The sequence below is a fragment of the Streptomyces sp. NPDC087428 genome (assembly GCF_044744085.1).
Classification (GTDB): Bacteria; Actinomycetota; Actinomycetes; order Streptomycetales; family Streptomycetaceae; genus Streptomyces.
On record NZ_JBIUXR010000009.1, the window covers coordinates 229,945 to 246,553 of the forward strand.

A 16,609-nucleotide genomic window follows, 5' to 3' on the forward strand; every position below is an offset into this window, starting at 1 on the left:
CGCACTTCACCCCGGGTCACTTTGTCTGCTTTCTACCAGATATGCATCGGGGTTCCGTGCCCCGCCCAGCGCGGGCGCGGCGCGTCGGGCAGCCGGCCTACTTGCTCGCCAGCCGCAGCCGCACTTCCTCCTCCTGGTCCCCGGAGACGGTGCCCACGACCCGTACCGCGAAGGCTCCCGCCAGGCTGTGCCTGAGCCGTTCGACCGCCCAGTAGCCGCCCTGGGCATCGACCGTGACGGGCGCGGCGAGCTCCACGGACCCCGACACCACCCGCTCCTCTGCCACATCGACGGTCGCGACCCAGGCGGTGGGCTGCTTGCCCGTGACGTCCTGCGGCACATCGACCGAGGCCCGGTCGGTGGCGAATGCGGCCCGCAGCACGTCGAAGACCGTGCCCGCGTCGTCCTTCGCGCACCCGCTGAGAACGACCGACACCTCCCCGCCCTGCTTGTTCTCCTGCGCCTGCGCTTCCCTTGTGCTGTTCACCGCGGTTCCTTCCTGAGGGTTACCTCCAGGCTCTCCCCGCGGCCGGGTGTCTGCGACATGAGCGGCCCCGCAGCCGCGCGAATGCGGGCCGCGGGCGGTCCCGTGCCGATCGAAACGCTTTTTACTCGCGTATCCACTTAAAACATGAATTCGACCTTGTTACCGAGTGACGGCCCGGTCCCGGGGTATCCCGCATGCATGGACGTATCGCATGGAGCCCTGAATTCCCTGGCCCTCACCCTCGCGGACGGGCGGAACGCGGCCGGGGTGGTTCTGGGCGTTGTCGGAGTGATCCTGGTGGCTCTGCTGATCGGTGCCGTGTGGCTGGGCAAGCGACGGCGCGCCCAGGACCCGCCCCCGCCACGGCCGGAGGAACAGCCGGTGGCGCCGGACCACCGCGCCCACATCGAGGAGCGCGATGTCCACGCCGACGACAGCTTCCCGGCCGACGGGCGCGGGCTCTACCCCTACGAGCTCGGTGAGCACGGGGACGAGACGGGCCGCCCCGAGAACGACGAGAAGCGCGACTGAGCGGAGCGGGGACGGGACCCGGCCGGGTTCCGGGCTGCCCGAGACCGTGTGCGCGGCGGGAGCCGCCGCCGCGTGTTGCGGGAGCGGCCGCCCCCGGTGAGGCTGGTGAGGGCCCGTCGGCCACCGGCGCACATCCGCCGCACACCCCATGAAGGCAGTAGGACGATGACCGCAAGCACCTCTGGTTCGGCATCCGCGACCGCGCCCCTGACCGGGCCCGCGGCGCCCTGCTGGGTCAATCTCATGACCCGGGACCTGGAGTCGGCGCAGGAGTTCTACGGCCCGGTGATGGGCTGGACCTTCCGGCCGGGCAAGCTCGGCCAGGAGTTCTCGGTCGCCCGCCGGGGCGATGTACCCGTCGCCGGTATCGGTGCGGTGGCGACCACGTTCAGGGTCGCGGTGGCGTGGACGCCCTACTTCGCCGTCGAGAACGCCGATGCGACCGCCTCCCGGATCCGTGAGCGCAGCGGCACGGTGGCGGTGGGGCCGCTGGCCCTGGGCAAGGGGCGCGGCGCGCTGGCCGCCGACCGCGAGGGCGCGGGGTTCGGCATCTGGGAGCGGACCGAGCCCGCGACCTCGCCGCCCGCGCCCGACGGCCATTCGCACGCCTGGCTGCGGCTGCGCACCAGGAACGCCTTCGACTCCGCGATCTTCTACGGCGAGGTGCTGGACTGGGCGAGCGGGCAGCCCGGTTCCGGCGAGGTGTCGTACGCGAAGGACGAGGTGATCGTCACCTACGGCGGGCGTCAGCTGGCCCGGATCAGCTCGGGCGCGGTCGAGGCGGCCCCCGATCCGCTGCTCCGGCCGCACTGGCAGGTCAACTTCCCCGTCCCCGACGTGGCCGCCGCCGTCGCCGCGGCGCGCGAGCACGGCGGTTCGCTCGTCGAGGAGGTGTCGCGGCCCGACACCCGGGAGGCGACGCTGCTCGACCCGGACGGCGGACTCTTCACCCTCACGGCCGTCCACAACCCCGCCACGACGGGCCCGGCCTGACGACCGGGGTGCCCCGCGCCGCGGTCCCGGACGCGATCACCGCCTCCGGGCGTGACCGGAAGGCCTCGACGATCCGGGAGGGGTGCGCCTAGGATCGTCGGTACGGTATCGCGCGCCGGTCACCGTCCGGGTGAGGCGTGGAGGTGCCCGTGAGATGCCCGTTGGAGGCATTCCACAGTGTCAGTCGAGTTGAATCACACCATCATTCACGCCCGGGACAACCGGGAGTCCGCAGAGTTCCTGGCCGGCGTCCTGGGGCTGGAGACGGGCGAGGAGTGGGGCCCGTTCATTCCGGTCACCACCGCCAACGGGGTCACCCTGGATTTCGCGACCGTTCCCGCCGGGTCCATCACCCCCCAGCACTACGCCTTCCTCATCTCGGAGGCGGAGTTCGATACGGCCTACGCCCGTATCCAGGAGCTCGGAGCCGCGTACTACGCCGATCCGCACCGTAAGCACCCGGGCGAGATCAACCACAACGACGGCGGCCGGGGCGTCTACTTCATCGACCCCGCCGGTCATGCGATGGAGATCATCACGCGCCCGTACGGGGGCTACGAGTCCTGACGTCGGGCGCCGCCGCTCCAGGGGCCCGGCCGGATCCGCCGCACGCGGGCCCGGCCGGGCCCTTCCCTGTCCTCAGCCGACCGGGAGCACCGGGAGCAGCAGTTCGGGCCGGTCCCACATCACCGCGGGCGGAGCGGCGCGCTCGGTCCCGGTCCGCGCGGCTCCCACGCTCCGGTAGAAGCCCTCGGCCGGCGGGTGCGAGACGATGCGCACGCCCGTGAGCCCGGCGTCCCGCGCCTCGTCCAGCAGGTGTCCGACGAGCAGCCGCCCGATGCCGGAGCCCTGCGCGTCGTCGGCGACGAACATCAGGTCGAGTTCGGGCGGATCCAGGACGAGGGAGTAGAAGCCGAGCAGCCGTCCGGTCGTCTCCTCCACGGCCGCGAAGACCCGGTGCGTCTCGATGTAGTCGGGTCCCACCCGGTATCCGGCGACCATCGGGGCGTACGGGCCCTGATAGGCCCGCGAGGCCCGGACCAGCCGGGTCAGCCGCTTCGCGTCCCGTGCGGCGGCCCGCCTGATCCGTACACCGTCGCCGGGCGCCGGGCGCCCCGGGCGCGTAACGCTCGATCTCATGCGTTGAGTATTACGTACCCGGGGAGGGCTCGGGACGCCGGGCGGTCCGCCGGTTACCGGCTCAGGAGGAGTCGCGCGCCGCGCGCCACTCCTCGGTCAGGGCGTCGACGTCGAACGGTTTGAGGTTGAGGAGCGGTCCCGGTGGCGGCCGCCTGACGGCCTCGGCGATCTTCTCGTTCACCTCGGTCAGCATCCGCCGTACCTCGGCCTCCGTCCGGACCTCGGGCAGGGCCGCGACCACGTCCTCCGCCTCCTTGCGCAGGGCCAGGGTCGGCGGAAGCACCGAAACCCCCTCGCGCTGCATCTTCGCCTTGATCCACCACGTCTCGTCGTACGGGCGGTCGAGGCCGTCGAGCGGCTTGCCGAACCCCGGCAGCTGGGAGAAATCACCACGCTGTTCGGATTCGCGGATCTGTTTGTCGACCCAGGACTCGAAGCTGATGCCCGCGGGTTTGCGTTCGGTCACCGTGACGCCCCTCTCGGAGAACTCGTGATTCGCCCCCTTCACGATACCGAGGCGCGGCGGGCGGATCCGGGCCGGGAGGCGCCGTTGACACAGGTGCGCGCCTCTCGTCCGGCGGACAAGTCGCCTCGCTCGGGCATGAATCCGTGCTGCGGGGTACACGAGCGGCACGCCCGGACGGGACCTCGTCCGGACACGGACCGAAAGGGATGGTGAGTGTGCGACACAGCAAAGGGCAGACCGAGAACCGACAGGAGTGGTGCGGATGACCACCGTCGTCATCGTTGTCGCGGTCGTCCTGGTGGTGGCCGCGGGACTCTTCCTCGCCTTCGGCCGGCAGCCGGGCGAGCGCGGCCTGCAACGCCGCTTCGGACCCGAGTACGACCGGACGGTCGCCCGTCACGACGGCGACGTCAAGGCCGCCCGGCACGAGTTGAGCGAGCGGTTGAAGCGTCACCGCTCCCTCGATGAGCGCCCGCTGTCGCCCGAGGACCGTGCACGGTACACCGAGCGCTGGACCGAGACCCAGGCCAGGTTCGTCGATGAGCCGCAGCAGGCGGTCACCGAGGCCGACGCACTCCTCGCCGAGCTGGCCCGCGAGAGGGGGTTCCCCGACGGCAGCGACTTCGAGGAGCAGACCGCCGCCCTCTCCGTCCACCATGCCGAGCACATCAACGGCTACCGCCGGGTGCACTCCGTGAAGCGGGGCGACAGCGGCACGGAGGAAATGCGCGAGGCCATGATCGAGGCCCGCGGCCTCTTCGACGTCCTGGTCTCCACCGGTACGCAGAGCCCGGTCCACCGGGACCGGCACCACGCGGAAGGAAGTGGCACGTCATGACGTACGACACCGAACGCACATCCTCGTTCCCCACCGATTCACCGGAAGCCGCCGAGCGGACGCCGGTATCCCCCGACCGGACGGCCGAGCAGACTCCGGTCATTCCTGAACAGGCCGTCGAGCAGCCTCCGGCGACCCCTGAGCGGGCCGCCCCGTCCGCCGCCTCACCCGCCGCCCCGGCGAACCGGCCGCTCTTCCCGGAGAGCGATCAGGAGCAGCTGGCCCTGCGGCTCCAGCACGCGGTGACCGAATTCGTCGAGAGCCCCCTGCGAGCGGTCGGGGAAGCCGCAAGCGCCTTCGACACGGCCGTCGACGGCCTCGCGAGCGCCCTCGAGGAGCGCCGGCGCGAAATGAGCGCACAGCAGCAGGGCGAGGAATCCGAGACCCGGACCGAGGAACTGCGGATCACCCTGCAGCAGTACCGCGATCTCACCGAACGGCTGCTGAACATCTGAGGCGTGTGGTCACGGACCGACGCCGGCAGCGTGTTCCACGACGCGCCGGCCCGCACGGCGCCACGCCGCTCCCCGGTCAGTGCGCGTGCCCGTCGGGGGCCGGGGACTGCTCCCGGCCCGCGTCCGGCCCGGCCGGCTTCCCCGCCTCGACCGTGAACGCGGCGGTGTGCACCTTGCCGCCGTGCCGGAAGTCCAGGAACAGCCGGTAGGTGCCGCCGCTGGGTGCCGTCGCCGCGAAGGAGACCGCCGGGCCCGGACCGCCGTCGGCGGGGTGCACATGCAGGTAGGCGAGGTCGCCGGAGCGCAGGGCGACGAGATGCCCGTACGCGCCGAGATAGGGCTGGAGGTCGGTGACGGGCCTGCCGTTCCTGCTGATGGTGAGCTTGAGATCGCTTTCCCGGCCGGCCTTCAGCCCGCCGCCGAGGTCCACCCGGTAGCCGTCGGTCACGGCGGTGGCGCGGGCGGCGGGCAGGGCCTTCGGCCGGTAGTCGCCGGAGACCGCGAGGTCGGCGCCGAGGACGAGGTTGCGGGCGCCTTCGGCCGCCGGGGTGAAATCGGCGAACGCCCGGTAGTCACCGGCGGCCGGAAGATCGACCGGGACGGACCAGGTGCCGTCTGCCGCGCGGACGGGGTGCAGATGCCGGTACGTGCCGAGGTCGCGCGAGGCCAGGATGAGGTGCAGTTCCTTGCCGTGTTCGCGCTGGTAGGCGGTGACCTTGCGACCGGTGGCGTCCTCGACGACGGCGAACCGTATCCCCGTGCGGGCCCCGGCATCGACCACAGGCGTCCGGAGCTCCAGCGTGTAGCCCCCGTCGGAGGCCTCCAGCCCGCCCGCCGGGCCTGCCGCCGCCCCGGCGGCGCCCTCCTGCTCCGTACCGTGCTCGCCGTGTTCCGGCGCGGGTCGCGCTTCGGCGGCGACCAGCGGGTCGACACCGTCGCCGACTCCGTAGGCGACACCGAAGGTCGCGGCGAGCGCGGCGGCGTAGGCGGTGATCTTCAATCCGTTGTTCATGGCGCTCTCCTCCGGGAAACGGCCGCTTGAGTGGCCCCAACATACCCCCTAGGGGTATCAAGTCAACCCGGAGGCGGACGGGGAGCGGAGCGCGGTCACCAGAAGAAGGAGGGCGTGGGGACGGAAGGCGGCGGGACCACGCCTAGGCGGGGGCCACGAGTTCGCTGCGCAGCCGCCGCAGGACCGCTTCGGGGATGCGCAGCCCGTCCCGCACATAGCCGTCGAGCCCTCCCCACCGCTCATCCATGGCATCCAGCGCCGTGTCGAGGTAGCGGGGGCGGACCTCGATGATCGCGGACGCGATCTCCGGGTCGCCGCCGGCGTCGAGGAAGTTCTGCACGTACGGCCGGAAGGCGACCCGCGCCACCGGGTTCACCGCGAGGTACTCGATCCGCACCACATCCCGCGAGGCGCCCAGCAGAAGCAGCAGCAGGGCCGCCGCCCAGCCCGTGCGGTCCTTGCCCGCGGTGCAGTGGAAGAGCACCGGGCACGCGGCCCCGTCGGCGACCGTGTCGACGAACGCCCGGTACGCGGCTCCGGCGCGCGGCGAGAGCACCATCTGCCGGTACGTCTCCGCGAACATCTCCTCGGCCCTTCCGTCACCGAGGAGCCGCTCCGCCTCGACCGTGTCGGAGAGCAGGGCCCGGAGCCGGGCGGGCGCCACGCCCGGGTTGTCCCCGAGCACGTCGGCGACGAAGAGCCGGGCCCCGGGCGGCAGGCGGTCGGGGGCCGACGCGCGCTCGTCCGCGGTCCGCAGGTCGACGACCGTGCGGACACCGAGCGCCGCCAGCGTGGCGTCGTCCGCCGCATCGAGCCCGCTGAGCTGGCCGGAGCGCATCACCCGGCCCGGCCGGACCTGACGGCCGCACTCCAGGGCGATGCCGCCCAGGTCACGCAGATTGAGAACGGAGACTGCCGGGACGGCCCTGACGGTTTGCACGATGAACTTCCTCTTTTCCCGACACGTATCCGAATTGATTTCGGCTTGGCCGGATCAAAAGTCGCATGAGGTCGGGAAATCGACAAAGGAAAACGCCGGGGGTGATCGGTCGGGCACGCCGGTAGACGGCGTCCATCACCCCGCCCGCCTGCGGCTCCATGAGGTCGCACGGGAAAGGGCGGGAGCGGAATCGTGGCAGGGTCCGCATGGATGTCCTGTCCGGCGCCCCGGCCGGTCGAATACACACTCCGGGACCGGCCGTGGGTCAATACGCCGCACACACCCGTGACCGGCGGGCGGGGAATATGCGCACCGGTGCCGCCGGGGCGGCCACGCTCATTCCGCCAGAAGTCTGTTCTTCTGCGCCGCGAACTCGGCGTCCGTGAGGATTCCCTGTTTCTTCAGCGCACCCAGTCGCTCCAGCTGACCGATCAGATCATCCGGAGACGGCTCGGGGGCCCGCTGCTGCGGCTCGGCGGCCTGCCCCGCGTCCCGCTCGCCGGACTTCGCCTGTTGACGCTGCTGGACCCGGCCGCTGACCGCGGAGGCGGTGCCCGCGACGACGGCCGTGCGCGCCGCCACGCCGAGCAGGCCGGGCCCGCGGCGGTTCATTCCGGCTCCTCGAAAAATCGGCATGTCGTACGCCCTTCCGGTGCGGGTGCGGTCTCAGCGGGTGGAACCGGCTGCGGACAGGGCCGCCTCCGCGACCTCGGCGGGGATCCGCTCATGTGCGACGAGTTGTCCGCCCGACGCACGCACCGCCTCGGTGAGCGGTACCGCCCAGAGGTCCTCCCACACGATCAGCGCCGCGGAACTCCCCGGCGGCACACTCTCGCCCAGCTGCCGGATGTCGTCGTCGTTCAGCATCCCGGTGACCTCACCCTCGACCGGCTCGAACGAGACGAGGTCGTCGGGGTCGAGATCGTCCAGTTCGACGGTCTCGATCGTGCCGTCGTCGGCCCGGTGCACAAAGGTCAGGTCGATGATGCGCACCGCCTTCGACGCGACCGCGTCGGCCAGCGCCGGGGCGATCGCGCCGGTGAACCGGCTGCCGGGGAAGGCCACGACGAGGTACTCCACAGGTCCCACTGCCACGGGATGTCCTCTCCGGAGGGATGGATTGCCAGTAGCTTAACTTCGGTCATTTACTGCCGCACTGTGGCAAATCACCCGGCGGCGCCTGCGGTCGGAACGCCGGGTGAATCACCCTCCCGGGGGTTACTCGACAGTACGTAAAGGATCAAGCGCGTTCGGAGAGGGCAAGGTCACAGCCGGCGCCTCTGCTGCCCATCTGAGACCTGCCCTAGCATCTGGGCATGACGGTCCTGCCTGCTGACGGGCTTTCGTTGGCCGCCGAATTCCCTGACCCCGCCCATGAGCAGTGGCAGAGCCTCGTCGAGGGTGTGCTGCGCAAGTCGGGCAAGGACGTTTCGGGTTCGGCCGCCGAGGAAGCGCTGTCCACCACGGTGGAGGACGGGCTCATCACCCGCCCCCTCTACACCTCGCGCGACGACGCGCCCGATACCGGCCTCCCGGGCTTCGCCCCCTTCACCCGCGGCAGCAAGCCCGAGGGGAGCACGGCGGGCGGCTGGGGCGTTCGGCAGCGCCACGGCATGCCGGATCCCGCCCGGCTCAACGAGGCCGTGCTCGCGGATCTGGAGAACGGTGTCACCTCGTTGTGGCTGACCGTGGGGGACGCCGGCGGCGGCGTGCCGGTCTCCGGTCTGGCACGGGCGCTGGACGGCGTCCATCTCGACCTGGCGCCGGTCGTCCTCGACGCGGGGGACGAACTCGACGCCGCGGCCACGGAGTTGCTCCGTCTGTACGCGGAGCGCGGCCTCTCGCCGCAGTCGGCGCGCGGCAGCCTCGGCGCCGACCCGCTGGGGCAGGCGGCCCGCAGCGGCGCCGCACCGGACCTGACGGCCGCGGTCCACTGGGCGCGGCGCTGCGCCCATGAGTATCCCGGGCTGCGGGCGCTGACCGTGGACGCGATGCCGTACCACGAGGCCGGCGGCTCGGCCGCCCAGGAGCTGGGCAGTTCGCTGGCCACCGGGGTCGCCTACCTGCGGGCGCTGACCGGGGCGGGACTCGGTGTCGAGGAGGCCTGCGCGCAGCTGGAGTTCCGGTACGCGGCCACCGCCGACCAGTTCCTGACGATCGCCAAACTGCGGGCGGCGCGCCGGCTGTGGGCCCGGGTCGCCGAGGTCTGCGGCGCCGCGGAGGCGGGGGCGCAGCGTCAGCACGCCGTGACGTCGCCGGTGATGATGACGCGGCGCGATCCGTGGGTGAACATGCTCCGGACCACGCTGGCCTGTCTGGGCGCGGGCGTCGGCGGGGCCGATGCGGTGACCGTGCTGCCGTTCGATCACGCGCTGGGCCTGCCGGACGCGTTCGCGCGGCGCATCGCCCGCAACACGTCGACGATCCTGGTGGAGGAGTCGCATCTGGCCCGGGTCATCGACCCGGCGGGCGGCTCCTGGTACGTGGAGCGGCTCACCGACGAACTCGCGGACGCCGCCTGGTCGTTCTTCCAGGAGATCGAGCGGGCGGGCGGCCAGGCGGCCGCACTGGACTCCGGGATGCTCGCGGAGCGGCTGGCGGTCACCTGGGCGGCGCGCAAGAAGAACCTGGCGCGGCGCAGGGAGCCGATCACCGGTGTCAGCGAGTTCCCGCAGCTCGCCGAGCGTGCGGTGGAGCGCGAGGCGGTGCCGTCGGCCGTGGCGCCGGGCGGTCTGCCGGTGGTCCGCCGCGACGAGGCGTTCGAGGCGCTGCGGGCCCGCTCGGACGCCCATCTGGCGGCGACCGGCCGTCGGCCGCGGGTGTTCCTGGCCGCGCTCGGCCCCGCCGCCGCGCACACCGCTCGGGCCTCGTTCGCCGCGAACCTCTTCCAGGCGGGCGGCATCGAGCCGGTCCACGAACCGGTGGAGGTGGACGCCTCGTCGGCGGGCGCGGCGTTCGCGGCCGCCGGGACGGACGTGGCGTGCCTGTGCTCCAGTGACGCGCTCTACGCGGAGCAGGCCGGCGAGGTGGCCGGGGCGCTCGTGTCGGCGGGTGCGCGGCGGGTGTTCCTGGCGGGGCGGCCGGGTGATTACGCCGGTGTCGACGCGTACGTCTTCGCCGGCTGCGACGTGGTGGCCGTACTCTCCTCCGTTCTCGACCGTATGGGTGTGGCGTAATGCGGATCCCCGACTTCTCCGGCATCGAGCTCGGTCCTGGCGGCGGCGCCGAGGTGACCGAGGACCAGTGGCGTGCGGCGGTGAAGGAGTCCTCCGGGAGCTCCGCCGGCGACCTGCTGTGGGAGACCCCGGAAGGCATCGCGGTCAAGCCGCTGTACAGCGGCCAGGACCTGGAGGGTCTCGACTTCCTCGGTACGTACCCGGGCATCGCGCCGTATCTGCGCGGCCCCTACCCGACGATGTACGTCAACCAGCCCTGGACGATCCGGCAGTACGCGGGCTTCTCCACCGCCGAGGAGTCCAACGCCTTCTACCGCCGCAACCTCGCGGCCGGTCAGAAGGGGCTCTCCGTCGCCTTCGACCTGCCGACCCACCGGGGCTACGACAGCGACCATCCGCGGGTGACCGGCGACGTCGGCATGGCGGGGGTGGCGATCGACTCGATCTACGACATGCGCCAGCTGTTCGAGGGCATCCCGCTGGACAGGATGTCGGTGTCCATGACGATGAACGGCGCGGTGCTCCCCGTACTCGCGCTCTACATCGTGGCCGCCGAGGAGCAGGGCGTGCCGCCCGAGAAGCTGGCCGGGACCATTCAGAACGACATTCTGAAGGAGTTCATGGTCCGCAACACCTACATCTATCCGCCGAAGCCCTCGATGCGGATCATCTCCGACATCTTCGCGTTCACCTCGCGGAGGATGCCGCGGTACAACTCGATCTCCATCTCCGGCTATCACATCCAGGAGGCCGGGGCCACGGCCGATCTGGAGCTGGCGTACACCCTGGCCGACGGGGTCGAGTACCTGCGGGCCGGGCGGGACACCGGGCTGGACGTGGACGCGTTCGCGCCCCGTCTTTCGTTCTTCTGGGCGATCGGCATGAACTTCTTCATGGAGATCGCGAAGTTGCGGGCGGCCAGGCTGCTGTGGGCCAAGCTGGTCCGGGAGTTCGAGCCGAAGAATCCCAAGTCCCTTTCGCTGCGCACCCATTCGCAGACCTCGGGCTGGTCGCTGACCGCGCAGGACGTCTTCAACAACGTCACCAGGACCTGCGTGGAGGCGATGGCCGCCACCCAGGGGCACACCCAGTCGCTGCACACGAACGCGCTCGACGAGGCACTCGCCCTGCCGACCGACTTCTCCGCGCGCATCGCCCGCAACACCCAGCTGCTGCTCCAGCAGGAGTCCGGCACCGGCCGGGTCATCGACCCGTGGGGCGGCAGCGCGTACGTGGAGAAGCTGACGTACGACCTGGCGCGGCGGGCCTGGCAGCACATCGAGGAGGTCGAGGCGGCGGGCGGCATGGCCAAGGCCATCGACGCCGGCATCCCCAAGCTGCGCATCGAGGAGGCCGCGGCCCGCACCCAGGCACGTATCGACTCCGGGCGCCAGCCGGTCATCGGCGTCAACAAGTACCGGGTCGAGACGGACGAGAAGATCGACGTGCTCAAGGTCGACAACTCCTCGGTGCGCACCCAGCAGATCGAGAAGCTGCGGCGGCTGCGCGAGGAGCGCGACGAGCGGGCCTGCCAGGACGCCCTGCGCGCGCTGACGGACGCGGCGGGCCGGGAGCCGGGCCCCGGGCTCGAGGGCAATCTGCTGGCACTGGCCGTGGACGCGGCGCGGGCGATGGCCACCGTGGGCGAGATCTCGGACGCGCTGGAGAAGGTGTACGGCCGGCACTCGGGCCAGATCCGTACGATCTCCGGTGTGTACCGCAACGAGGCAGGGGAGTCGCCGTCCGTGGACCGCACCCGCGCACTGGTCGACGCGTTCGAGGAGGCGGAGGGGCGGCGCCCGCGCATCCTGGTCGCCAAGATGGGCCAGGACGGGCACGACCGCGGGCAGAAGGTGATCGCGACCGCCTTCGCCGACCTGGGCTTCGACGTGGACGTCGGCCCGCTGTTCCAGACGCCGGGCGAGGTAGCCCGGCAGGCGGTCGAGGCGGACGTGCACATCGTGGGCGTCTCGTCGCTGGCCGCCGGCCATCTCACCCTGGTACCGGCGCTCCGCGAGGAGCTGGCGGCCGAGGGCCGGGAGGACATCATGATCGTGGTGGGCGGGGTGATTCCGCCGCAGGACATCGAGGCGCTGCACGAGGCGGGCGCGGCGGCCGTCTTCCCGCCCGGGACGGTGATCCCGGACGCGGCCCACGACCTGGTGACGCGGCTCGGTGCCTCACTCGGCCACGAGCTGTGAGCCGCTGAACCCATGGCCGCGAGGATCGATCTCAACAGCTATGCGAAGGGGGTACTCGACGGGCGGCGGGCGCACATCGCGCGCGCCATCACGCTCGTCGAGTCCACCCGGCCCGACCACCGGGCCCTGGCCCAGCAACTGCTGCGCGAGCTCCTGCCGCACTCCGGCAGCGCCCGCCGCATCGGCATCAGCGGTGTGCCCGGGGTCGGCAAATCGACGTTCATCGACGCCCTCGGCACGATGCTCACCGGGCTCGGGCACCGGGTCGCGGTGCTGGCCGTCGATCCGTCCTCCAGCCGTACCGGCGGCTCCATCCTGGGCGACAAGACCCGGATGGAGCGGCTCGCGGTGGACCCGGCGGCGTTCGTGCGCCCCTCCCCCACCGCCGGCACGCTGGGCGGCGTGGCGAAGGCGACCCGGGAGTCCATCGTGGTGATGGAGGCGGCGGGGTACGACGTGGTGCTGGTGGAGACGGTCGGGGTCGGCCAGTCGGAGACGGCGGTCGCCAACATGGTCGACACGTTTCTGCTGCTGACGCTGGCCCGCACCGGCGACCAGTTGCAGGGCATCAAGAAGGGCGTGCTGGAGCTCGCCGACGCCATCGCGGTCAACAAGGCCGACGGGCCGCACGAACGCGACGCCCGCTCCGCCGCACGCGAACTGGCGGGCGCGCTCCGGCTGATGCACGCGGCGGACGCGGCCTGGACGCCACCGGTGCTGACGTGCAGTGCCCGCGAGGGGAGCGGCCTCGACACCCTGTGGGAGCGGCTGGAACAGCACCGGACACTCCTCGAATCGACCGGCCGGCTGGCGGCCAAACGACGCGAGCAGCAGGTCGACTGGACCTGGACGATGGTGCGCGAGGAACTGCTGGAGAGCCTGCGCAGCCATCCCGGGGTGCGTGCGCTCGCACCGGAACTCGAACTGCGGGTACGGGAGGGCACCCTGCCGGCCACGCTGGCGGCCGAGCAGATCCTGGCGGCGTTCCGGGGCCCGGGGCCGGCGGTCTGACCGCCCGCTCCCCCGTGTCGACGGGGTGATCCACACCACGGCTGCCGTCCGTGCCCAGCAGCCGTGGTACATTTCCCTTGGTACTCGTGTACGCCCGGAGATGAGGGCGCCGGTACCGGTTCGTTTTTCATCACGCTGATGCGCCCGTTCACTGCGACCGGCGATCCAGCTTCACCGCATTACTTTCCTCAGTCCGGTACGGGCTCTCCCACCGGGCTTTCCTGCCCGTCGTCCGGGGCGTGATATCTCCGCCCCTGTTTCTGCCGGGCCCCTTCATTCGCATGTCCGCGAAAGGACCACCCCGCATGACCACCACACTCGAACACCCCGTCACCACCAAGCCCGCCGCCTCCACGGCCGCGGCAGGTGTCCTCGACATCACCCACCAGGGGCACGGCACTCTGCGCCCCGCCGACGGACACGCCACCCCCCGCGACGTCCAGGTCCCCGCCACGCTCATCCGCCGGCACGGCCTGCGCAAGGGCGATTCCGTCGAGGGGACCTGCGACCGGCCCCGCGCCCTGAGCACCGTCGAGCGCGTCAACGGCCTTCCCCCGCAAGCCCTTCGGGGCCGCCCGCACTTCCGTGACCTCACCCCGCTCCACCCCAGGCAGCGGCTGCGCCTGGAGACACCCTCGGGCAGTCCCTCGACGCGCGTCGTCGATCTCGTCGCCCCGATCGGCAAGGGACAGCGCGGGCTCATCGTGGCCCCGCCCCGGACCGGCAAGACGGTCCTGCTCCAGCAGATCGCGGCCTCGGTCGCCGAGAACCACCCCGAGTGCCACCTGATGGTGGTGCTGCTCGACGAACGTCCCGAGGAGGTCACCGACATGCTGCGCTCGGTGCGGGGCGAGGTGTACGCCTCGACCTTCGACCGCCCCGCCAAGGAGCACATCGCGCTGGCGGAGCTCGCACTCGAACGCGCCAAGCGGCTGGTCGAGCAGGGTCAGGACGTCGTCATCCTGCTGGACTCCCTCACCCGGCTGTGCCGGGCCCACAACAACGCGGCCGCGGCCGGCGGCCGCACCCTCAGCGGCGGCGTCGACGCCGCGGCCCTGCTCGGACCCAAGCGCCTCTTCGGGGCCGCGCGGCTCACCGAGGAGGGCGGCTCCCTCACCATTCTGGCCACGGCTCTCGTGGACACCGGCTCCCGGGCCGACGAGTACTTCTTCGAGGAGCTGAAGGGCACCGGCAACATGGAGCTGCGGCTCGACCGCACCCTGGCCGAGAAGCGGATCCACCCGGCCGTGAACATCGCGGCCTCCGGCACCCGCCGCGACGAACTCCTCGTACCCGCCGACGAACTGACGGCCGTACGCGGCCTGCGGCGCGCCCTGCACTCCAGGGACGCGCAGACCTCACTCGAAACGCTGCTGGACCGGATCCGGCACACCCCGGACAACGCCGCCTTCCTCAAGCTGATCCGCAACACCGTCCCCGCCGCCTGAACACCGGTCGGGCGCGGTGCGAGCCGGCACAGGGGGCGGGGCGTCACATCCGGGTGTGCAGCGAGGCGGAGTGCTCGCGGACCTGCTCAGGCGTGAGATAGCTGTCGGTGTGCTCGAAGTCGCGCAGGGTGGCGGGCTTGCGGGACTGGAATCCGGTGCGGACGAAGTCGTCGCCCGCGGCCGCGTTGATCAGCCAGTTGGTCATGACCCTCGCCTTGGCGACGTTGGTCCGCAGCGCCGACCAGTGGTAGCCGCGGGCCACGGCCTGGGCGCCGATGCCGCGCATCTCGATGCCGAGCGGCTTGGAGACGGCGTCCTTGCCACCGAGGTCCACGACGAGCCCGAGGTCCGTGTGGACGTACGGCCGCAGGGGCTGGTTGCGGAGGGTGGCCAGGAGGTTGTCGGCGATCTTTCGGCCCTGGCGCATGGCGTGCTGCGCGGTGGGCGGGCAGACGGCGCCGTCGCCCTTGGCCAGGTCGGGTACGGCCGCCGCGTCACCGAGGGCGAACATGCCGTCGTGGCCCGGCAGGCTCAGCTCGGGGGTGACCGCCAGCCGGCCGCGTACCGTCTCCGCGTCGAAGGTGGCGACCAGCGGGCTGGCGGTGACGCCCGCGGTCCAGATCAGGGTCCGGCAGGGCAGCACCCGGCCGTCCGTGAAGGTCACCCTGTCGGGTCCCGCCTCGGCGACCGAGACGCCCAGGGACACCTCGATCCCGCGGTCACGCAGCACCTTCAGCGCGCTCTCCCCGAGCTTGTCGCCCAGTTCGGGCATGAGCTTCGGGGCGATGTCGATCAGGTGCCACTTGATCAGCTTCGGGTCGAGCCGGGGGTAGTGCCGTAGCGCGTTGGTGGTGAGCCGCTGCAGACAGGCCGCGGTCTCTGTGCCCGCGTACCCGCCGCCGACCACCACGAACTGGAGCCGCGAGGCCCGCTCCTCCTCGTCGTGGCTGGCGTCCGCGAGGTCGAGCTGCGCGATGACGTGATCGCGTACGAAGGCGGCCTCCGCCAGGGTCTTCATGCCCCGGGCGTTGTCGAGCAGCCCGGGGATGTCGAAGGTGCGGGTGACGCTGCCCGGACTGAGCACGATGTAGTCGTACGGCTCGTTGACGATCTCGTCGGTGATCTTGCGGACGACGCAGATCTTCGCCATCGGGTCCACTCCGATGGCCCCGCCGGGAATGATCCTGGTGCGGTGCCGGCTGCTGCGGCGCAGTGACACCGCGACCGACTGCGGGGTGAGGACACCGGAGGCCACTTGGGGCAGCAGGGGCAGGTAGAGCTGGTACGAGAACGGCGCAACGAGCGCGATGTCCGCTTCACCCGGACGGAGCCGGCGTTCCAGACGGCGTACGCACTCGACCCCGGCAAATCCGGCTCCGACAACGAGAATCCTGGGTCGTGCCACAGTGTTCGTCCCTTCTCGGGGTCTGCACGGTCATCCGTTCGCCTGCCCCGTCGCACGCGCCCGTCACCTCTCATCTTCACGAGACAGGTGCGACTTCGCCTGCTGGGGCGCCGGAAAGGACCACCGGTGATCACCTGACCAGGTACGTCACCACGGCGCAGGTGCCGCCGGCCGTGCCCAGGCAGACCACGGCGGCGGCGGCGACGCAGCGTGCCCTGAGCGTGCGGTACCTCCGGCTGTACTCGCCGCGCAGTTCGGTGACGCGGACGGAGATGCGGACCAGCATCACCCGCGAGGCCTCGGCACGGTCGGCCGCGTAGACCCGTTCCACGTCCTCGCGCTGGGCGGTGGTGAGCCAGGGCAGCTCGTCGGTGAAGCGACGGGCGAGCCGTCGCGCCTCCTCGATCTCGGCGTTCCACAGCAGATAGCCCTCCATCCGGGCCAGCCCGCGGGCGCTGTCCTTGTCGGGGTCGGGGCCCATCCGGTCCTCCTCCGCGCCGGCCGCC

At 71.7% G+C, this 16,609-nt stretch carries 18 protein-coding genes; 9 read left to right on the top strand and 9 right to left on the bottom strand.

The window, feature by feature from the left end; genetic code table 11:
- Positions 1-97: 97 nt before the first annotated feature.
- Positions 98-487 (bottom strand): hypothetical protein, encoded by a 390-nt coding sequence (locus tag ACIO3R_RS20675; RefSeq protein ID WP_385030622.1) that lies wholly within the window; start codon positions 485-487, stop codon positions 98-100.
- Positions 488-685: 198 nt separating this feature from the next.
- On the opposite strand from ACIO3R_RS20675, the gene ACIO3R_RS20680 reads away from it, so the two are divergent.
- The 3 genes from ACIO3R_RS20680 (at position 686) to ACIO3R_RS20690 (ending at position 2,578) form a co-directional block, all read left to right on the top strand.
- Positions 686-1,018 (top strand): DUF6479 family protein, encoded by a 333-nt coding sequence (locus tag ACIO3R_RS20680; protein WP_385030625.1) that lies wholly within the window; start codon positions 686-688, stop codon positions 1,016-1,018.
- 165 nt (positions 1,019-1,183) lie between these two features.
- On the top strand, positions 1,184-2,011 hold the full coding sequence (locus tag ACIO3R_RS20685; protein ID WP_402107504.1) for a VOC family protein: 828 nt from the start codon (positions 1,184-1,186) through the stop codon (positions 2,009-2,011).
- 177 nt (positions 2,012-2,188) lie between these two features.
- Positions 2,189-2,578, top strand: coding sequence for a VOC family protein (locus ACIO3R_RS20690; protein ID WP_402107506.1), 390 nt, complete (start codon positions 2,189-2,191; stop codon positions 2,576-2,578).
- 72 nt (positions 2,579-2,650) lie between these two features.
- On the opposite strand, the gene ACIO3R_RS20695 is transcribed toward ACIO3R_RS20690, so the two are convergent.
- Entirely contained in the window at positions 2,651-3,151 is a 501-nt protein-coding gene (locus ACIO3R_RS20695; RefSeq protein ID WP_402107509.1) for a GNAT family N-acetyltransferase, read from the bottom strand.
- A gap of 61 nt (positions 3,152-3,212) precedes the next feature.
- On the bottom strand, positions 3,213-3,617 hold the full coding sequence (locus ACIO3R_RS20700; protein WP_385030637.1) for a DUF1992 domain-containing protein: 405 nt from the start codon (positions 3,615-3,617) through the stop codon (positions 3,213-3,215).
- A 262-nt stretch (positions 3,618-3,879) separates the two neighbouring features.
- On the opposite strand from ACIO3R_RS20700, the gene ACIO3R_RS20705 reads away from it, so the two are divergent.
- Entirely contained in the window at positions 3,880-4,455 is a 576-nt protein-coding gene (locus ACIO3R_RS20705; protein ID WP_385030640.1) for a hypothetical protein, read from the top strand.
- Positions 4,452-4,910, top strand: coding sequence for a hypothetical protein (locus tag ACIO3R_RS20710; protein ID WP_402107513.1), 459 nt, complete (start codon positions 4,452-4,454; stop codon positions 4,908-4,910). Before ACIO3R_RS20705 ends, ACIO3R_RS20710 begins: the two co-directional genes overlap by 4 nt.
- Positions 4,911-4,986: 76 nt before the next feature.
- On the opposite strand, the gene ACIO3R_RS20715 is transcribed toward ACIO3R_RS20710, so the two are convergent.
- From ACIO3R_RS20715 to ACIO3R_RS20730, 4 genes are all read right to left on the bottom strand, one after another.
- A complete protein-coding gene (locus tag ACIO3R_RS20715; RefSeq protein WP_402107515.1) occupies positions 4,987-5,922 on the bottom strand; it encodes a hypothetical protein in 936 nt (311 codons plus the stop codon).
- A gap of 142 nt (positions 5,923-6,064) precedes the next feature.
- Positions 6,065-6,862 (bottom strand): tyrosine-protein phosphatase, encoded by a 798-nt coding sequence (locus ACIO3R_RS20720; protein WP_385030648.1) that lies wholly within the window; start codon positions 6,860-6,862, stop codon positions 6,065-6,067.
- Positions 6,863-7,198: 336 nt separating this feature from the next.
- Positions 7,199-7,474, bottom strand: a complete 276-nt coding sequence (locus ACIO3R_RS20725) for an SHOCT domain-containing protein (protein WP_385030651.1) — start codon at positions 7,472-7,474, stop codon at positions 7,199-7,201.
- A gap of 54 nt (positions 7,475-7,528) precedes the next feature.
- Positions 7,529-7,957: a DUF6325 family protein gene (locus ACIO3R_RS20730; protein ID WP_402107518.1), complete on the bottom strand. Its 429-nt coding sequence runs from the start codon at positions 7,955-7,957 to the stop codon at positions 7,529-7,531.
- A 221-nt stretch (positions 7,958-8,178) separates the two neighbouring features.
- Here ACIO3R_RS20730 and mutA point away from each other — a divergent pair, with 221 nt between their 5' ends.
- From mutA to rho, 4 genes are all read left to right on the top strand, one after another.
- Entirely contained in the window at positions 8,179-10,038 is a 1,860-nt protein-coding gene (mutA, locus tag ACIO3R_RS20735) for a methylmalonyl-CoA mutase small subunit (protein WP_402107521.1), read from the top strand.
- Positions 10,038-12,239, top strand: coding sequence for a methylmalonyl-CoA mutase (gene scpA, locus ACIO3R_RS20740; protein WP_385030660.1), 2,202 nt, complete (start codon positions 10,038-10,040; stop codon positions 12,237-12,239). The genes mutA and scpA overlap by 1 nt, the downstream gene beginning before the upstream one ends.
- A 12-nt stretch (positions 12,240-12,251) precedes the next feature.
- Positions 12,252-13,250, top strand: coding sequence for a methylmalonyl Co-A mutase-associated GTPase MeaB (gene meaB / locus ACIO3R_RS20745; RefSeq protein WP_385030663.1), 999 nt, complete (start codon positions 12,252-12,254; stop codon positions 13,248-13,250).
- Between the two features lie 281 nt (positions 13,251-13,531).
- The gene (gene rho / locus ACIO3R_RS20750; RefSeq protein ID WP_402107526.1) at positions 13,532-14,698 is read left to right on the top strand and encodes a transcription termination factor Rho; all 1,167 of its coding nucleotides are present in this window, start codon (positions 13,532-13,534) and stop codon (positions 14,696-14,698) included.
- Positions 14,699-14,741: 43 nt separating this feature from the next.
- On the opposite strand, the gene ACIO3R_RS20755 is transcribed toward rho, so the two are convergent.
- Positions 14,742-16,103: an NAD(P)/FAD-dependent oxidoreductase gene (locus ACIO3R_RS20755; protein ID WP_402107529.1), complete on the bottom strand. Its 1,362-nt coding sequence runs from the start codon at positions 16,101-16,103 to the stop codon at positions 14,742-14,744.
- Positions 16,104-16,233: 130 nt separating this feature from the next.
- On the bottom strand, positions 16,234-16,584 hold the full coding sequence (locus tag ACIO3R_RS20760) for a hypothetical protein (protein ID WP_385030741.1): 351 nt from the start codon (positions 16,582-16,584) through the stop codon (positions 16,234-16,236).
- Positions 16,585-16,609 lie beyond the last annotated feature (25 nt).